This is a genomic window from Hymenobacter lapidiphilus (assembly GCF_013377885.1).
Lineage (GTDB): Bacteria > Bacteroidota > Bacteroidia > Cytophagales > Hymenobacteraceae > Hymenobacter > Hymenobacter lapidiphilus.
Genome location: NZ_JABKAU010000012.1, coordinates 24566 through 40808, shown reverse-complemented (window position 1 = coordinate 40808; position 16243 = coordinate 24566). Strand labels below are relative to the sequence as shown.

The following is a 16243-nucleotide window of genomic DNA, read 5'->3' as shown; positions in this document are numbered from 1 at the left end:
CGACATGCTCAACCTGAAAGGCAGTCAAGCTAACAGCTGTCAGCTAATGGCTAACAGCTGAAGTAACTACTCGCTGCGGCGTTGGGCGGGGCGCACGGGGCGGTTGGCCTGGTCGGCGCGTTCCTGCTCCTGCTCGGTATCGAACTGGTCGTAGGCCAGCACGATTTCCTTTACCAAACGGTGGCGCACCACGTCGTCGGCTGTCATTTCTATGAAGCCGATGCCGGGCACGTCGCGCAGAATATCGAGGGCTTGGTTGAGGCCGGACTTCTGCTTGGTAGGCAGGTCAATCTGACTCCGGTCGCCATTCACCATTACCTTGGCGTGGGGGCCCATGCGGGTCAGAAACATCTTCAACTGCGAAGGCGTGGTGTTCTGGGCTTCATCGAGCAGCACAAAAGCGTGGTTGAGCGTGCGGCCGCGCATGTAGGCCAATGGCGCAATTTCGATGGTCTTGTTCTCCATGTAGAACTTGAACTTCTCGGGCGGCAGCATATCCTCCAGCGCATCATAAATGGGCCGCAGGTAGGGATCAACTTTCTCCTTCATATCACCAGGCAGAAAGCCCAGGCTTTCGCCGGCCTCCACTACGGGGCGCGAGATGATGATCTTCTTGACCTCCTTGTTCTTGAGCGCGCGCACGGCCAAGGCTACCGAAATGTATGTTTTGCCCGTACCAGCCGGCCCGAGCGCAAACACCAAGTCGTTCTTTATTACGGCCTCCACCAACCGCTGCTGGTTGGCGGTGCGGGCCTTTATAACGCCGCCCTTGGCACCGAACAGAATCACGTCGGGCGCGGCCGCCATGCGGGCCTCCTCCACTTCCTCATTGGCCGAGGACAGGTACTGGTTTACAGTTTTATCGGTGATGGTGCCGTACTCGTGGTAATGCTCGATTAGTGCCGACAGGATTTCGTTGATGCGGCTGATGACGGCCGGCTGGCCCTGAATCTTAATTTCGTTGCCTCGGGATACAATTTTGCTGCCCGGGAAGGCCGCCGCAAGCTGGCGGATATTCTGGTTGTCGGGTCCCAGGAACTCTACCAGGGACACATTTTCCAACGTGATGACTTTTTCGACCAAACTAGAAGATTTTAAAAGCGGGAAGAGAAAAATAAGGGGCTGAGCGCCCGACGGATGCAGGCTTCTGCTGCTTACAACAGCAAAACCCGGGTTATCGTTGCCCGACCTGATTCCGGGCAAAAGGGCTACTTTTGCCACCCCCACGGGGGACAAAGCAATAGTACGAATAACTCCCAATTTCCGGTCATGGGTTTGATTACGTTTCTGTCAGATTTCGGCTACCGCGACCATTACGTGGCCGCTGTGAAGGCGCGAATTCTGCAGCTGGCCCCCGAGTTGCCGGTGCTCGACCTCACCCACGGCATCGAGCCCTTCAACATTGCCCACGCCGTGCATGTGCTGGGGGCCGTGTACGCCGATTTCCCGGTCGGCACCGTGCATTTGGTGGGCGTAAACGATTTAGGCGCCCCCCACGCCGCCTGGCTGGCCGCCCGCTTCCAGGGGCACTACTTTGTGGCTGCCGACAATGGCCTACTGCCCCTACTCTGCGACGGCGCACCCGAACAGCTCGTGCGCCTCAACCCTGGCCAGCAGCCTACCGCCTCCCCCACCCGCGACCTGCTGGTGCCCGCCGCCGTGCACCTGGCCCAGGGTCGGCCGCTGGCCGACCTCGGCCCCGAACTGGCCGAGCCCTACGAGTTGCTCAACCGCCAGCTGCGCTTACAGGACAACCGCATCACGGGCCACGTGGTACACATCGACCACTATGGCAACCTGATAACCGATATTTCCCGCTCGGCCCTCGAAGTTATCGGCCGCGACCGGCCCTTCACCATCCACTTCGCCCGCGAAACTGTGCGCTCCGTTGCGCCCCACTTTCAGGCCGCCGACCCAGGCGAGGCCGTGTGCATATTCAACAGCCAAGACCGACTCTGCATCGGTATCAACCAGGGTAATGCCTCCGAACTCTTGGGCCTTCACTTCGACTCGCAGGTGGATGTGCGCTACCTGGGCTGAAGAAAATACGGCTTAGCAGCCCACCAAGCAGGAAAACACCTCTCGTGTTTACATTATGTTAATACGCATCGGCCACTATGACAGTCGCGCCCAGTACACACCTCCCCCTTCATTTGTTGAGCCGATGCTGATCCGGATTGTTCGCCTCACTTTCGCCCCCGAACACGTACCTGCCTTCCTGCGCATTTTTCAGGACTCAGAAGAGCAAATCCGGCAAATGCCGGGCTGCCGCCACCTAGAGCTGTGGCAGGACGCCGACGACCCACGGGTGTACTGCACGCACAGTCATTGGGAGTCGGTTGAGGCGCTGAATGCGTACCGGCGCTCAGCCCTGTTCGGGCAGGTCTGGCCGGCTACCAAGCCCCTGTTTGCGGCCCCACCGCTGGCTTTTTCGGTACAGCCGGCCGTACTGCCCGCCCCGGCCAAAGCTTAACCCGGCGTCCCTTTTCGGCCGGGCACCGTAACCTATCGGGCCGGCTGCAGGTTGAACCCGACAGCTTAAGTCGCCTCCGGCCTCACCGGCAGCCCGCCCCCTCTCTCCCCGACCCCATGCCCGAAACGCCCAACTACTTCGATTTCTACGAGCTGCCCGAAACGTTCCGGCCCGATGAGGCGGCGCTCAAGCGCAAATACTACGCCCTGAGCCGGGAGTATCACCCCGATTTCCACGGCACGGCCAGCGCGGAGAGGCAGGAGGAAATTCTGCATTTGGCTACGCTTAATACCGATGCTTACCGTACGCTCAGCCACCCCGACCAGCGTATGGCCTACATTCTGGGCCGCCACGGCCTGCTGGAAGAAGGCAAGCAGGCCCTGCCGCCCGATTTTTTAATGGAAGTAATGGACCTGAATGAGCAGCTGATGGAGCTGGAGTTTGAGCCCGATCCAGCCATCGTAAACAATGTCGAAACGGAAGTTAACACATTGAGCGATACGCTCGATGCTGGCATCGAGCCGGTGCTGATCGGCTACGAAGGACTACCCGGTGATTCCCGTACCCAGGCATTGCAGCAGGTGCGAACCTACTACCTCAAAAAGCGCTACCTATTGCGCATTCGCGAATCTCTTTCTAAGTTTGCAGCCCGTTCCTAAGCTACCTGTCGGAACGGAATAGACGCCCGGATGGCGGAACTGGTAGACGCGTCGGTCTCAAACACCGATATCGAGAGATATGCCGGTTCGATTCCGGCTCCGGGTACTCGGAAGCTCTAGAAGCTTCCCCAAATCAAGCCTCAAAAACTGTACACCTGTTCGCAGATGCAGTTTTTGAGGCTTTTTTGCGTTTAGCGCAGCATAGCCGGAGCTAGATAAACCGGGCCGCCCAGACGCCTATGAAAGCCGCCAGCATGCCCAGCAGCAGGCTCCCGGCCGCATATAGGGCCAGCAGCAGCAACTCGCCGGTGCGGCCCAGCGCCACGCTTTCGTAGGCGAAAGTAGAGAAGGTGGTAAAGCCCCCGCAGAAGCCCGTCGTCAGAAACAGCCGCCAGGGCGCGGGCACGGCGGTGTGCCGCTCGAAAGCGCCCAACAGCAGGCCAATCAGCAGGCAGCCCAGCACGTTTACCACGAACGTGCCGAGCGGAAAGGCGCCCGGCATCAGCCGCAGGAAATACTGCTGCACCCAGTAGCGGCTCACCGACCCGATAAAGCCTCCCAGGCCAATAAACCACACCGAACTATTCATACCAGTACCTTACGTGGGCTGCCCCGGGTAACCGCCGCGCTGGCGGCCGGAGCCCTACCGGCGGCAAGGTAAAGAATGGCCGCCAACCGGCAAACCGGGCCGGCGGGCGGGTAGTGCGTATTTTTGCCGGTGCGGAGCGTTTGCAGTTCTCTTTCTCCGCGAATCTCCGCGCGAAAACCTCCTGACTCATGAGCAAAGCCGTTTATATTGCCACCGCCGAGCCTTACAGCGGCAAATCGGTGCTGACGCTGGGGCTGGTGAACCTGCTGCTGGGCCAGGCCCAGAAGGTGGGCTACTTCAAGCCCATCATCACCCCGGCCGATGGCAGCCCCGACCAGCCCGACGCCCACATCGACACGGTGCTCCGGCACTTCCAGCTGCCCCAGCCCTATGCCGATACCTACGCCTACACCGGCCAGCAGGCCCTGCGCCTGCTCGAAAGCGGCCGCACCGGCCAGCTGCTCGACACCATCATCCACCGCTACAAACAGATTGAGGAGGCGCACGATTTCGTGGTAGTCGAGGGCACCGATTTCGTGGGCACCGGCCTGGCGCTGGAGCTCGATTTGAACTGGAAAGTGGCCCACACGCTCAGCATTCCGGTGATGCTGCTCATATCGGGCCTGGGCAAAACTGCCGACCAGCTCGTGGATGCAGCTCTTTCCATTAGGCGCGACGCCGAGAACGAGGATGTGCGGGTGCTGGCCCTGGTGCTCAACCGGGTGCCACCCGAGCAGCTGGCCGAGGTGCAGGCCCGGCTGGCGGCCCAACTTTCGCCCGACACGCTGCTGGCCGTTATTCCGGAAAGCCAGGCGCTGCGCAGCCCCACAATGCGCGAGATTCAGGAGCAGCTGGGTGGGGAGTTGCTGTTCGGGCACGAGTTGCTGGCCAACCCCGTCGACCACTTCATCAACGGGGCCATGCAGGTGCCCAACTTTCTGCTGCGCCTGCAGGAAAACGTGCTCATCATCACGCCCGGCGACCGGGCCGATATTATGCTCACGGCCCTGCAGGCCAACAGTTCGGCCAACTATCCGCGAGTGGCCGGGCTGGTGCTTTCGGGCGGCTACCGGCCCGAGGAGTCGGTGCTGCGCCTGATTGAGGGCCTGCCCGAGGTGGTGCCTATCGTGCTGGTCGAGCCGGGCACGTTCGAGGCCACCACCCGCGTGGGCCGCATTCAGTCGCGCATCGGGCCGGGGCAGGAAAGCAAAATCCGGCTCGCCATCCAAACCTTCGAGCGCCATTTCGATACTGCCCGGCTGCTGCAGGAGCTGAGCACGTTTGCGCCCCGCGGCCTCACGCCCCACATGTTTCAGTACCAGCTGCTGCAGGGCGCGCGGGCCCAGCGCAAGCGCATTGTACTGCCCGAGGGCACCGATGACCGGGTATTGCTGGCGGCGGCCCGCCTGCTGGAGCAGGACGTGGTGGAACTCATCATCCTCGGCGAGCCCGACCAGATACTGGCCGCCGCCCGCCGCCTGGGCCGCCCGCTCGACCCGGCGCGGGTGCAGCTCATCAACCCCCAAACCTCCGAGCTGGCCCCCGAATTCGCCCAGACGCTGCACGAGCTGCGCCAGAGCAAGGGCGTGAACCTGGAAATGGCCCGCGACCTGATGACGGACGTGTCGTATTTCGGCTCGATGCTGGTGTACAAGGGCCTGGCCGACGGCATGGTGTCGGGGGCGGCACATACCACCCAGCACACCATCCGGCCGGCGCTGCAGTTCATCAAAACCAAGCCGGGTGTGTCGGTGGTGTCGTCGGTGTTCTTTATGTGCCTGCCCGACCGCGTGGCGGTGTTCGGCGACTGCGCCGTGAACCCCAACCCCACCGCCGCCCAGCTGGCCGAAATTGCCATATCGTCGGCCGAAAGCAGCCGGCGCTTTGGCATCGAGCCGCGCATTGCCATGCTCTCCTACTCCTCGGGCACCTCAGGCGAGGGCACCGACGTGGACAAGGTGCGCGAGGCTACGGCCCTGGTACGGCAGCTGCGCCCCGATTTGCTCGTGGAAGGCCCCATCCAGTACGACGCGGCCGTAGACCTGGCGGTAGGCCAGCAGAAGCTGCCCGGCTCGCCGGTAGCGGGCCAGGCCAGCGTGCTCATCTTCCCCGACCTGAACACCGGCAACAACACGTATAAAGCCGTGCAGCGCGAAACCGGGGCCCTGGCCATCGGCCCCATGCTGCAGGGCCTCAACAAGCCCGTGAATGATTTGAGCCGCGGCTGCACCGTGGACGATATCTACAACACGGTGCTGCTGACGGCCATTCAGGCGCAGGAAGCGTAAGGGCACTATTCAACAGGAAGACGCAAAGACGCGTCTCCGTATTACTCCAGTGAAGCTGTTCAGAAAGCACTTAAAATCAAGCAGAACGTCATGCCGAGCGAAGTCGAAGCATCTCTACCGCTTCGTCGAACAACTGCAACGAAGCGGTAGAGATGCTTCGACTTCGCTCGGCATGACGTTCTTTTGACTTTCTAAATGATCTTCATACCCCAATCACTCAACTCACTTTATGGCCTCCGGACTTTTTGCTTTACTAGATGATGTGGCGGCTTTGGTGAAAGTCAGTGCAGCCAGCCTGGACGATGTGCCGGCGCAGGTGGCTAAAACGACCGGTAAGGTGTCGGGCATCGTGATTGATGATACGGCCGTGACGCCCAAATACGTGGTAGGCCTGGATCCCTCCCGCGAGCTGTCCATCATCTTCCAGATTGCCAAAAAATCACTATTCAACAAGCTGCTCATCCTCACGCCGGCAGCGTTGGTGCTGGGGTATTTTGCGCCCTGGGCCATCACGCCTATTCTGATGCTGGGCGGCGCGTACCTGTGCTACGAAGGCTACGAAAAGGTGCACTCGATGTTCAGCCAGCACCCCGAGGTGCAGCCGGACAGTGAGCAGATGCAGACCATTACGCCGGAGGAGCTGGAGAAAGAACGGGTTGCCGGGGCCGTGCGCACCGATATCATCCTGTCGGCCGAAATTATGGCCATTGCCTACAGCCAGGTAGTCGACTCGCCGCTGGTGAACCAGATTGTTGTGATGCTGGCCGTAGCCGTGTTTATAACCGTGGCCGTGTACGGCTTTGTGGGCCTGATTGTGAAGGCCGATGATATTGGCCTGCACCTGGCGCAGAAGGAAGGTAGCCCCGGCGTTCAGAAATTTGGCCGCGGCATCGTGAAATTCATGCCTAACTTCCTGAGTATCCTGAGCTACGTGGGCACCGCCGCCATGCTGTGGGTGGGGGCTGAAATCATTGCCCACGGCATTCCTTACACGGCCCACCTGCTCCACGAGCTGGAAATGGCGCTGGCCTCGGTGCCGGTAGTGGCGTGGCTGGCCAAAGTAGTGGTCAGTGGTATCGGTGGGCTTGCGCTAGGTTTTCTGATTGACCAGGTAGTGCGGTTGGTAAAGAAAGTGGTGCCGGGCAAGCAGTAAGGCACAGGAATACTTTGGGCAGAAACAAAAAGCGGCCGCTGCTTCATCAGAAGTAGCGGCCGCTTTTATCTAATTCTTAGGCTAACGTAAAAGCATTGGCGATGTTGGGGATTAGAAAGTACAAATGTTCAAATTATTACAAATGATATTAGAAAGCACAAAAGCTCAAATTAAGCACGGAAGCCCCAATATTGCCAATGCAGTGTTAGGTGCAGGCTTTCGGGTTATCGTTGGTTGCAAAGAAAGTCAAGAAGTTACAAAAGCATTTAGGCAGTTAGGAATAGAGGCTTACAGTTGCGACTTGCAACAATGTAGCGGTGGACATCCTGAATGGCATTTACAAATGAGTGTTTTTGATGCTATTGAATTAATAAAACCAAAATTAGGAATATTCCATCCACCTTGTACTTTTATGAGTAGAGCTGGTGCAAGATGGATGTTTCCAACAGCCGGGAATATTTGTACTGAAAGATTGAAATTAGCAATGGATGCAAAACAGTTTTTTATGAATTGCTTAAATGCTAATATTGAATTTATAGCAGTAGAAAATCCTTTGCCTTTAAAAGTAGTAGGATTGCCAAAAGAAACGCAAGTAATACAGCCTTATGAGTATGGACACGAATATTCAAAAAGAACTCATTTGTGGCTAAAAAACTTACCTAAATTAAAACCTACTGATATAAAAGAAAATTACGTTCCTTATTTACCCTCCAATACTGGAGGTGCAAAAAGAGGACAAAAAGCAACTTATAGAAACATAACACAAAAACAAAGTAGTAAAACTTTTAGTGGAATTGCAAAAGCTATGGCTGAACAATGGTCGGTAGTTCTCACAGCTTGCACCTAACATTAGGGTTAGCGAAGGTGTGAGTTTCGCTAACCCTACCTCAGTACGCAAGTAACCTTCGTTTACCGTACTGAATTGGACCGGTAAGCGAAGGTTTACAAGTCGAGGCTATCGAGGGGCGAGGGTGGGCGACTGTGTTGGGCAACATGCGTATATATTTCGGTCGTTTTGATACTGCTATGACCGAGCAGGTCCTGGATGATGCGGATATCGGTACCGGCTTCCAGCAGATGCGTAGCGTAGCTGTGGCGGAGCATGTGCAGCGTGATAGGGCGCAAGATACCGACGCGGGCCGCCGCCTGCTTTATCACCAACTGCAGGCTGCGGGGGCTGTAGGCTTCGCCGGGTCTCTGGCCTTCGAACAAATACGTAACGGGACGAAACTGCCGGAACTGTTCGCGTAACAGCAGCAGCAGCTTTTCGGGAAGTGGCAGGTCGCGGTCTTTTTTACCCTTTCCGCCGCGCACGTATAGGGCCATGCGCTGGGCATTGATGTCGGCAGGCGTGAGGGCCAGCACCTCGTTCAGGCGCAGGCCCAGGCCGTAGGCCAGCATGAGCATGGCACGGTGTTTCAGGTTTTCGGTGCCTCGCAACAGGTCTTGTACTTCCGTTTGGGCCAGCACTTTAGGATTTTGCAGTGGGCGCTTGGGGCGCGGCAGGTCGTAATACTGGCGTGGTTGGCCCTCCAGCTGCTCGTAGTAAAACTTAATGGCGTTGATGAGCAGGTTCTGGTACGCCTCGGAAATGCCCGCCGCCACCCGCTCACTCAGGTAGTTCAACACATCCTGCTTGTTCAGGTCGAGCGGTAGCCGTGGGTGGCAGTAGCCCAAAAACTGCTGAAACGCGCCCCGGTAGCTTTTCAGTGTTTGCGAGCTGTAACGTTTCAGCACAATCAGCTGGCAATAGCGCCCCAGCAGCACCTCATGCGGTGTGGGCGGCGGCGGGGCCACGGCCAGGGCAGGCACCACGGGCACGTGCAGCGGCACGCCCAGTTGCTGGCACGCCTGCCGCAACGGGGCCACAGCTTCGGGCGTGGCGGGCAATAGGTAGCCCCGTTCGGCCGCCGCATAGTGCACGCCGGCTGCCAGTAAGGCCATGCGCACGGTGGTATCGGAGTACGGAAAGAACACCTGGAACCCGGTACGGTCGTCGGTCAGGCGCAACGAAACGGCGGCCTTCATACGGCCGGAGGCGGTAGGGCGCCGGTCTTCTTATCCAGCAGCAACAGCTGCTCACCTATAATTTCGGTTACGTAATGGCGAACTCCGGCAGCATCGTCGTAATGGCGGGTTTTGAGCTTGCCTTCGAGGTACACGAGGCTGCCCTTGCGCAGGTAGGCCTGGGCCAGTTCGGCCAAGCCGCGCCACAGCACCACGCTGTGCCAGTCGGTGGTGGTGTGGGGCTGGCCGGCTTTGTCGCGCCAGGTTTCGGAGGTGGCCAGCGAGAATTTTGCCACGGCCACGTTGCCCTCCAGCACACTCACGTCGGGGTCTTTGCCCAGGTTGCCGATAAGGGTGACTTTATTAAGGCCGCGCATGCAGCCAAGATACACATTTGTCCGGCCTTACACCTACCCCTACAACACCTGCCCCAGCCCGAACAGCAGCGTAAAAACGAGCGTGGTGAGGGCCATTTGCTTGAGCAGCGGGTCGAGCTGCCGGGAATCCTGGCGCTGCCACACGGCGCGGGCGTTGCGCAGCAGCAGCGGGGCGCTCAATAAAAACAGCCACTGCCAGGGCGAGTGGTAAGTAAAGGCCACGTAAAGCACGGCCGCCGCAAAGCCCAGCGCCAGCAGCAGCCAGTGGTAGCGGCGGGCCCGCACCGGCCCCAACCGCACCGGAATCGTGATTTTGCCGGCCAGCGCGTCGGAGCGGATATCGCGGATGTTATTCACGTTGAGCACGGCCGTCGCGAAGCAGCCCAGCGCCGCCGCCGGCAGCAGCACCGGCCAGGGCAGGGCCTGCGCAATAGTAGGCACCTGGCTGTAGGCCTGCAGGAAGTAGGTGCCGCACACGCCCACCAGCCCAAAAAACACGAATACCGATAAGTCGCCCAGCCCGGCGTAGCCGTAGGGCTTGCTGCCCGCCGTGTAGTTCACGGCCGCCCAGATGGCCAACAGCCCCAGCACCAGAAACGCCAGAAACACCCAGACCCCGGCCGCCCCCAGCGCTACCCACAGCAGCAGCACCCCGCTCCCCAACGACAGCGCCCCGAACAAACCCATGCCCTTGCGCATCTGGGCCGGCGTAATGGCGCCGCTCTGCACGGCCCGCAGCGGCCCCTCGCGGTGCACGCTGTCGGCCCCGTTCTGCGAGTCGCCGTAGTCGTTGGCCAGGTTGCTCAGTATCTGGAGTAGCACGGTGGTAAGGGCCGCCAGCACCACCACTTCGAGCCTGAACTGTCCGTGGCTGGCCGCCAGAAAGCCCCCGGCCATAATGCTGGCCAGCGCCAGCGGCAACGTACGCGGCCGAAACGCCGAAACCCAGGCTTTAGCGGAAAAGGTCATAGGGTATTTTTGGGGTGATAGAGGTAAGGAGGTGAGGTAAGGGAGCGGTGGAGTTACGGGTTGTGGAGGCAGCAATAACGTGTCATGCTGAGCGCAGCGCAGCATCTCTACCGCTTCGTTGCAGCGCCATTCAGACTACAGGGTTTGCATGGCGGTAGAGGTGCTTCGACTGCGCTCCGCTGCGCTCAGCATGACACGTTCTATTTCCCCTGTCCCCCCCCCAAAACTACACCCTACAACGCCAGCGCGGCAATCCGGGCCGTGCTCAGCTCCCCGAAATCGGCCACCACCAAATCGGCCTGCCGTAAATCCTGGCTGGGCGAGTGGATGCTGTTGTAGCCGATGCAGTAGAGGCCCGCGGCCTTGGCGGCGGCCACGCCATTAGTTGAATCCTCGATAACCACGCACTCGGCCCCAGGCGAGCGGGCCACGGCGGCGGCATGCTCGAAAATGGCCGGGTCGGGCTTGGAGCGGGGGAAATCTTCGCCACTGATGAGGTGGCTGAAATACGGGGCCAGCGCAAACCGCTGCATCACCCGGTTGATGGTGGAGTGCGAAGCCGAGGAGGCCAGCAGCATTTCCAGGCCGTGTCGGTGCAGGTCTTCGATGAGGACGCGCACGCCGGGCAGCAGGTCGAAGTCAGGCTTTTCGTCGAAGGCGCGGTTGAAGTGCGCCCGCTTGGCCAGCACCAACTGCTGCACCTCCTGCGCCAGCCCGTGCTGGTCCTTGAGGTGCTGGTACACGTTCTTGGTCGAGCGGCCGGTGAACGTGGCATACTCGGCATCCGTCACGGCCAGGCCCAGCTCCTCGAAGTGCCGGAAGTAGGCGTAGCGGTGCACGGGCTCGGTATCGACGAGCACGCCGTCCATGTCGAAAATAACGGTTTGCATCGGGTGCAGGAAAGCTGGTAGAACTGCCGCGAAGGTACCAGAACTGGTATTAGGCGTAGCGTGGCACAAACCCAGGCAAGCAGAACGCTGTAGGGGCGGGGCTTGCCCCCGCCCGCCGTTCACGCCGCTTCAACGCTTTCGTTTAACAGCACGTATGGCGGGCGGGGACAAGCCCCGCCCCTACAGCGTTCTGATACCTCTACTTCCCGATGGCCGACAGCAGCTCCTCGCCCATCGGCTTCACTTTCGAGGGGAAGAACGCCACCACGTGGCCGGTTTCGTCAATCAGATACTTGCAGAAATTCCAGTTCGGCTTTTCGTCGGTTACGCCGTTTTGGGCCTTGCTGCCGAGGTACTGAAACAGCGGAGCGGCGTCGGAACCAGCCACCGAAACCTTGCTGAACAGCGGGAACGTAACGCCGAAGTTCTTCTCGCAAAAAGAGGCAATCTGGGCGTCGGAGCCGGGCTCCTGGCCGCCGAAGTTGTTGGCCGGGAAGCCCAGTACGGTTACCTGGTCGGCGTGCTGGCGGCTGAGCTGCTCCAGCTCCTGGTACTGTGGCGTGTAGCCACACTCGGAGGCCGTATTCACAAGCAGCAGTTTTTTGCCCCGGTAGCGGCTCAGCGGCACGGGCTGGCCGTTGATGTCGTTGAGCGTGAAATCGTAAACGGAAGTGGCGGTGGCGGTTGATTCGGACATGGCAGTGGGGGTAACAGGGGTAGTGGCAGTAACGGGAGAAGTGCCGGGGGCCGAAGTGCAGCCGCCCGTGCCCAGCGTGGCAACGAGTAGTAAGCCCGGCAGGTGTAGCGTTTTCATACGGGAAGTGCGAAGTTTGCGGCTGACAACCCACCCGATACCCCGAATGTTCGGGTGAGGGTGGCCGACGGCACCAGCCATAGTAAAAGCCGGAATTTTGAACATCAGAGCTCAACCCTAGCTAAAAAGCACTTACTTTCGTTGAATAGCACACCAGTTTCTTCACCCCAACCTGCTCATGCGTAAGGCTTTGCACTCAGTCATTACCGGAACAGGGTCCTGCATCCCGGCCCGCATCGTTAGCAATGATGCTTTTTTCGACAGTGCTTTTTTCGATGGCAACGGCCAGCGGCTCGACAAGCCGGGCGCCGAAATCGTGGAGCGCTTTGCCCAGATTACCGACATCCGCGAGCGGCGCTACGCCGAAGACCACCAAGTGGCCTCCGACCTGGCCCTGCTGGCCGCCCAGGACCTATTTGCCTCCTGCCCCACCACCGACCCCGAGCAGCTCGACTATATTCTGGTTGCCCACAATTTCGGCGACATCACCGCCGATAACCGGCGCTCCGATTTCGTGCCCAGCCTGGCCGCCCGCGTCAAGCACAAGCTCGGCATCCAAAACCCGCACTGCGTGGCCTACGACCTGCCCTTTGGCTGTCCGGGCTGGCTGCAGGGCGTTATTCAGGCCGATTACTACCTGCGCTCCGGCGACGCCAAGCGGGTGCTCGTTATCGGGGCCGAAACGCTTTCGCGCGTGTGCGACCCGCACGACCGCGACAGCATGATTTACTCCGACGGGGCCGGCGCAGTACTGTTTGAGGCCCGCGAAACCGCCGACGCGGCTGCGGGTCTGCCAGAAGGCATCCTGGCCCACAGCTCACGCTCCGACACGGCCCAGGCGGCGCTGCTGCTGCGCATGGCCACCTCGCGCAACCCGGCCTACACCGGCACCGAGCTATTTCTACAGATGGAGGGTCGCAAGCTCTACGAGTACGCCCTCAAAACCGTGCCCCAGGCCATCAAAGACTGCCTGGAGAAGGCGGGCCTGCAAGTAGCCGATATGAGCCGTCTGATCATTCATCAGGCCAACGGCAAAATGGACGAGGCCATCCTCAAGCGCCTCTATGCCCTGGCCGGCGACACCCCCGCCCCCGCCGACATCATGCCCATGACCATCTCCTGGCTCGGCAATTCTTCGGTGGCCACCATTCCTACGCTGCTCGATCTGCTGATCAAAGGCCAGCTTGAAGGCTACGCCATTACGCCCGGCGAAGTGCTGGTTTTCGCCTCCGTCGGGGCCGGCATGAACTGCAACGCCGTGGTATACCGGGTGCCGGCTTAGGGAGTCTGGGTATCATCTGTCATCCTGACGAAGGAAGGACCTTATCTTGTAAAAACGAGTCGTTGCTACGGCCGTTTTTACAAGATAAGGTCCTTCCTTCGTCAGGATGACAGATGATACCCAGACTCCTTAACTCATCCGCCGCCGCCTATTCCTCACCCGGCCGCAGCCACTTCTCAACGGGAATGGGCACGTAGGCGGCCAGGGCATCGAGCAGGGCGGCGGGGCTGGGGTGGCTCAGGAGTTGCTGGCGGTTTTCGCGGCGCAGCAGGCCCTCGTTGGCCATATGGTCGAGGGCGCGCAGCAGATGGTCGTAGTAGCCTTCCACGTTCAGCACCCCGATGGGTTTGGGATGCAGACCCAGCTGGCCCCAGGTGAGCACCTCGAACAACTCTTCGAGCGTGCCGTAGCCGCCGGGCATGGCCACAAAGCCCTCGGCGCGCTCGGCCATCAGCAGCTTCCGCTCGTGCATGCTGGCCACAATATGTAGCTCCGTGAGGCCCCGGTGCTCGATTTCCTTGCCCATCATGAAGTCGGGAATCACGCCCACCACTTTGCCCCCGTGAGCCAGCACGCTGTCGGCCACTACGCCCATCAGGCCCACGCGGCCGCCGCCGTACACCAGCGTCAGGTCGCGTTCGGCCAGCAGACGGCCCATTTCCTCGGCCTGCCGCTGGTAGGCGGGGTTGGTTCCGGTGGCCGAGCCACAGTACACGGCAACGCTTTTCATAAGGCAGCTGGTAAGTTTGAGAAGTTGAAGCTGTTTAGGAAGTACCTGGAATCAATCAGAACGTCATGCTGAGCTTGTCGAAGCATCTCTACCGTTTCGTTACAGTCGCTCAGCGAAGCGGTAGAGATGCTTCGACAAGCTCAGCATGACGTCCTTTTGACTTTCTAAACAGCTTTCTGACAATTACATCCGCTCGGGCACCTCGATGCCGAGCAGTCCCATGCTGGTTTTGAGGGCCCGGCCGGTTTGGGCCGAGAGGGCCACGCGGAAGGCGCGCTTTTGCTCGTCGGCTTCGGCAATAATGGGCACTTCGGCGAAGAAGCGGTTGTAGGCGCGGGCCACGTCGTAGGCGAACTGGGCCACCAAAGCGGGCGACTGCACGCGGGCAGCTTCGGCCACCACGGCATCGTAGCGCGCCAGCTCCTGAATCAGGTCCCGCTCGGTGCCTTGCAGCTCCTCGATACCCGTCAGCTCCCCATCGGGCCCAACGCCGCGCTCGGCCGCCTTACGCAGGATGCTGGAAATACGGGCGTGGCTGTACTGGATGAACGGGCCGGTGTCACCTTCGAGCTTCACCGACTCTTCGGGATTGAAGAGCATGCGCTTCTTGGGGTCCACCTTCAGCAGGTAGTATTTGAGGGCGCCCAGACCCAGCATGTGGTAGAGCCGGGTCAACTCGTCTTCGCTCAGGCCCTCGGTTTTGCCCTTTTCGAGGGTGGCAGCTTCGGCGGCGGCTACCACTTCACGCACCAGCTCGTCGGCGTCGACTACGGTGCCTTCGCGGCTTTTCATCTTGCCCGAGGGCAGGTCTACCATGCCGTAGCTAAGGTGGTGGATGGCGTCGGCGTAGGGCTTGCCCAGCTTCTGGAGCACCGCCCGCAGCACCTGCATGTGGTAGTTCTGCTCGTCAGCAATGACGTATACGCTCAGGTCGTAGCCGAAATGCTCGAACTTGAGTTCGGCCGTACCCAGATCCTGGGTGATGTAGACGCTGGTGCCGTCGGCGCGGAGCAGTAGCTTCTCGTCGAGGCCTTCCTCCTTGAGGTCCACCCACACCGAGCCGTCGTCTTTTTTGAAGAAGACGCCTTTCTGCAGGCCTTCCTCCACCCGCTCCTTGCCCAGCAGGTAGGTTTGCGACTCGTAGTAGAACTTGTCGAAATCGACGCCGATGTTTTTGTAGGTCGAATCGAAGCCCTCGTAGACCCAGCCGTTCATCTGCTTCCAGAGGCTTACCACGGCCTCATCATTGGCTTCCCAGGCCCGGAGCATGTCCTGGGCTTCGAGCATGAGCGGGGCCTTCTTTTTGGCTACATCGGGGGCCACACCTTCGTTTTCGAGCTGGCGCACCTGCTCGCGGTAGTGCTTCTCGAAGAGCACGTAGTACTTGCCCGCCAGGTGGTCGCCCTTGATGCCGGCGCTCTGCGGGGTTTCGCCCTGGCCGTAATGCTGGTAGGCCAGCATCGACTTGCAGATATGAATGCCCCGGTCATTCACCAGGTTGGCCTTGGTGACTTCCGCGCCGGTGGCTTTCAGGATTTCGGCTACCGAGTAGCCCAGAAAGTTGTTGCGCAGGTGGCCCAGGTGCAGGGGCTTGTTGGTATTGGGCGACGAGTACTCGACTACCACGCGCTGCGGGCCACCGGTGGCTACGGGCGTGCCGGCCGGCCGCTGGCGCAGCGCCTCAAATACGCGCACCCACTCGCTGTCGGCTATTTCCAGGTTGAGGAAGCCCTTTACCACGTTGAAGCCGGAAACGCGTGGCTCGTGGGCCAGCAGGTACTCGCCCAGTGCCTGCCCGATTTGCTCGGGGCCTTTGCCCAGGGCTTTGGTGAGCGGAAAGGTAACGAGCGTAAACTGGCCGGCGAAATCTTTGCGGGTGACCTGCAAAGGCAACTGCGCGGCGGGCACATCGGCCCCGAATACGTGTTGAATGGCCGCGCTGAGGGCGGATTTGAGGCTTTGTTCGAGTTGCTGCACAGGATAGAGTCGTAGGGGCCGCTGCGGCACGAGCG

16 protein-coding genes and 1 tRNA gene are annotated in these 16243 nt (G+C 60.1%); 8 read left to right on the top strand and 9 right to left on the bottom strand.

The features are described from left to right. Positions 1-66: 66 nt before the first annotated feature. A complete protein-coding gene (locus tag HW554_RS08445) occupies positions 67-1083 on the bottom strand; it encodes a PhoH family protein (RefSeq protein ID WP_176908145.1) in 1017 nt (338 codons plus the stop codon). A 186-nt stretch (positions 1084-1269) separates the two neighbouring features. On the opposite strand from HW554_RS08445, the gene HW554_RS08440 reads away from it, so the two are divergent. From HW554_RS08440 to HW554_RS08425, 4 genes are all read left to right on the top strand, one after another. Continuing rightward, positions 1270-2040, top strand: coding sequence for an SAM hydrolase/SAM-dependent halogenase family protein (locus HW554_RS08440; protein WP_176908144.1), 771 nt, complete (start codon positions 1270-1272; stop codon positions 2038-2040). Positions 2041-2164: 124 nt separating this feature from the next. Beyond that, positions 2165-2473 carry a putative quinol monooxygenase gene (locus HW554_RS08435; RefSeq protein WP_176908143.1) on the top strand — a complete coding sequence of 103 codons (309 nt, stop codon included), beginning with the start codon at positions 2165-2167 and terminating at the stop codon, positions 2471-2473. Positions 2474-2589: 116 nt separating this feature from the next. Beyond that, entirely contained in the window at positions 2590-3132 is a 543-nt protein-coding gene (locus HW554_RS08430; RefSeq protein ID WP_176908142.1) for an iron-sulfur cluster co-chaperone HscB C-terminal domain-containing protein, read from the top strand. Positions 3133-3156: 24 nt separating this feature from the next. After that, positions 3157-3238, top strand: a tRNA-Leu gene (locus tag HW554_RS08425). Positions 3239-3343: 105 nt separating this feature from the next. Here HW554_RS08425 and crcB read toward each other — a convergent pair. Next, positions 3344-3721: a fluoride efflux transporter CrcB gene (crcB, locus tag HW554_RS08420; RefSeq protein ID WP_176908141.1), complete on the bottom strand. Its 378-nt coding sequence runs from the start codon at positions 3719-3721 to the stop codon at positions 3344-3346. Positions 3722-3909: 188 nt separating this feature from the next. On the opposite strand from crcB, the gene pta reads away from it, so the two are divergent. From pta to HW554_RS08405, 3 genes are all read left to right on the top strand, one after another. Next, a complete protein-coding gene (gene pta, locus HW554_RS08415; protein ID WP_176908140.1) occupies positions 3910-6009 on the top strand; it encodes a phosphate acetyltransferase in 2100 nt (699 codons plus the stop codon). Positions 6010-6238: 229 nt separating this feature from the next. After that, the gene (locus tag HW554_RS08410) at positions 6239-7162 is read left to right on the top strand and encodes a DUF808 domain-containing protein (protein WP_176908139.1); all 924 of its coding nucleotides are present in this window, start codon (positions 6239-6241) and stop codon (positions 7160-7162) included. A 124-nt stretch (positions 7163-7286) separates the two neighbouring features. Continuing rightward, positions 7287-8009, top strand: coding sequence for a hypothetical protein (locus tag HW554_RS08405; protein WP_218134651.1), 723 nt, complete (start codon positions 7287-7289; stop codon positions 8007-8009). A 95-nt stretch (positions 8010-8104) separates the two neighbouring features. Here the strand turns inward: HW554_RS08405 and HW554_RS08400 are convergent, their stop codons facing one another. The 5 genes from HW554_RS08400 to HW554_RS08380 all read right to left on the bottom strand — a co-directional run bounded on the left by HW554_RS08400 (position 8105) and on the right by HW554_RS08380 (position 12219). Then, positions 8105-9190: a tyrosine-type recombinase/integrase gene (locus HW554_RS08400; RefSeq protein ID WP_176908138.1), complete on the bottom strand. Its 1086-nt coding sequence runs from the start codon at positions 9188-9190 to the stop codon at positions 8105-8107. Beyond that, complete coding sequence (locus HW554_RS08395; RefSeq protein ID WP_176908137.1) at positions 9187-9546, bottom strand: single-stranded DNA-binding protein; 360 nt, start codon at positions 9544-9546, stop codon at positions 9187-9189. Before HW554_RS08395 ends, HW554_RS08400 begins: the two co-directional genes overlap by 4 nt. A gap of 39 nt (positions 9547-9585) precedes the next feature. After that, entirely contained in the window at positions 9586-10515 is a 930-nt protein-coding gene (locus tag HW554_RS08390; RefSeq protein WP_176908136.1) for a 1,4-dihydroxy-2-naphthoate polyprenyltransferase, read from the bottom strand. A gap of 233 nt (positions 10516-10748) precedes the next feature. Then, positions 10749-11405: an HAD family hydrolase gene (locus HW554_RS08385; protein ID WP_176908135.1), complete on the bottom strand. Its 657-nt coding sequence runs from the start codon at positions 11403-11405 to the stop codon at positions 10749-10751. Between the two features lie 199 nt (positions 11406-11604). After that, entirely contained in the window at positions 11605-12219 is a 615-nt protein-coding gene (locus tag HW554_RS08380; protein ID WP_176908134.1) for a glutathione peroxidase, read from the bottom strand. A gap of 178 nt (positions 12220-12397) precedes the next feature. Between HW554_RS08380 and HW554_RS08375 the strand changes: the two genes are divergently transcribed. Continuing rightward, positions 12398-13501, top strand: a complete 1104-nt coding sequence (locus tag HW554_RS08375) for a 3-oxoacyl-ACP synthase III family protein (protein ID WP_176908133.1) — start codon at positions 12398-12400, stop codon at positions 13499-13501. Between the two features lie 148 nt (positions 13502-13649). On the opposite strand, the gene HW554_RS08370 is transcribed toward HW554_RS08375, so the two are convergent. Then, positions 13650-14231 carry an LOG family protein gene (locus HW554_RS08370; protein ID WP_176908132.1) on the bottom strand — a complete coding sequence of 194 codons (582 nt, stop codon included), beginning with the start codon at positions 14229-14231 and terminating at the stop codon, positions 13650-13652. Between the two features lie 183 nt (positions 14232-14414). Further along, entirely contained in the window at positions 14415-16208 is a 1794-nt protein-coding gene (gene argS / locus HW554_RS08365) for an arginine--tRNA ligase (RefSeq protein WP_176908131.1), read from the bottom strand. Between the last annotated feature and the right edge of the window lie 35 nt (positions 16209-16243).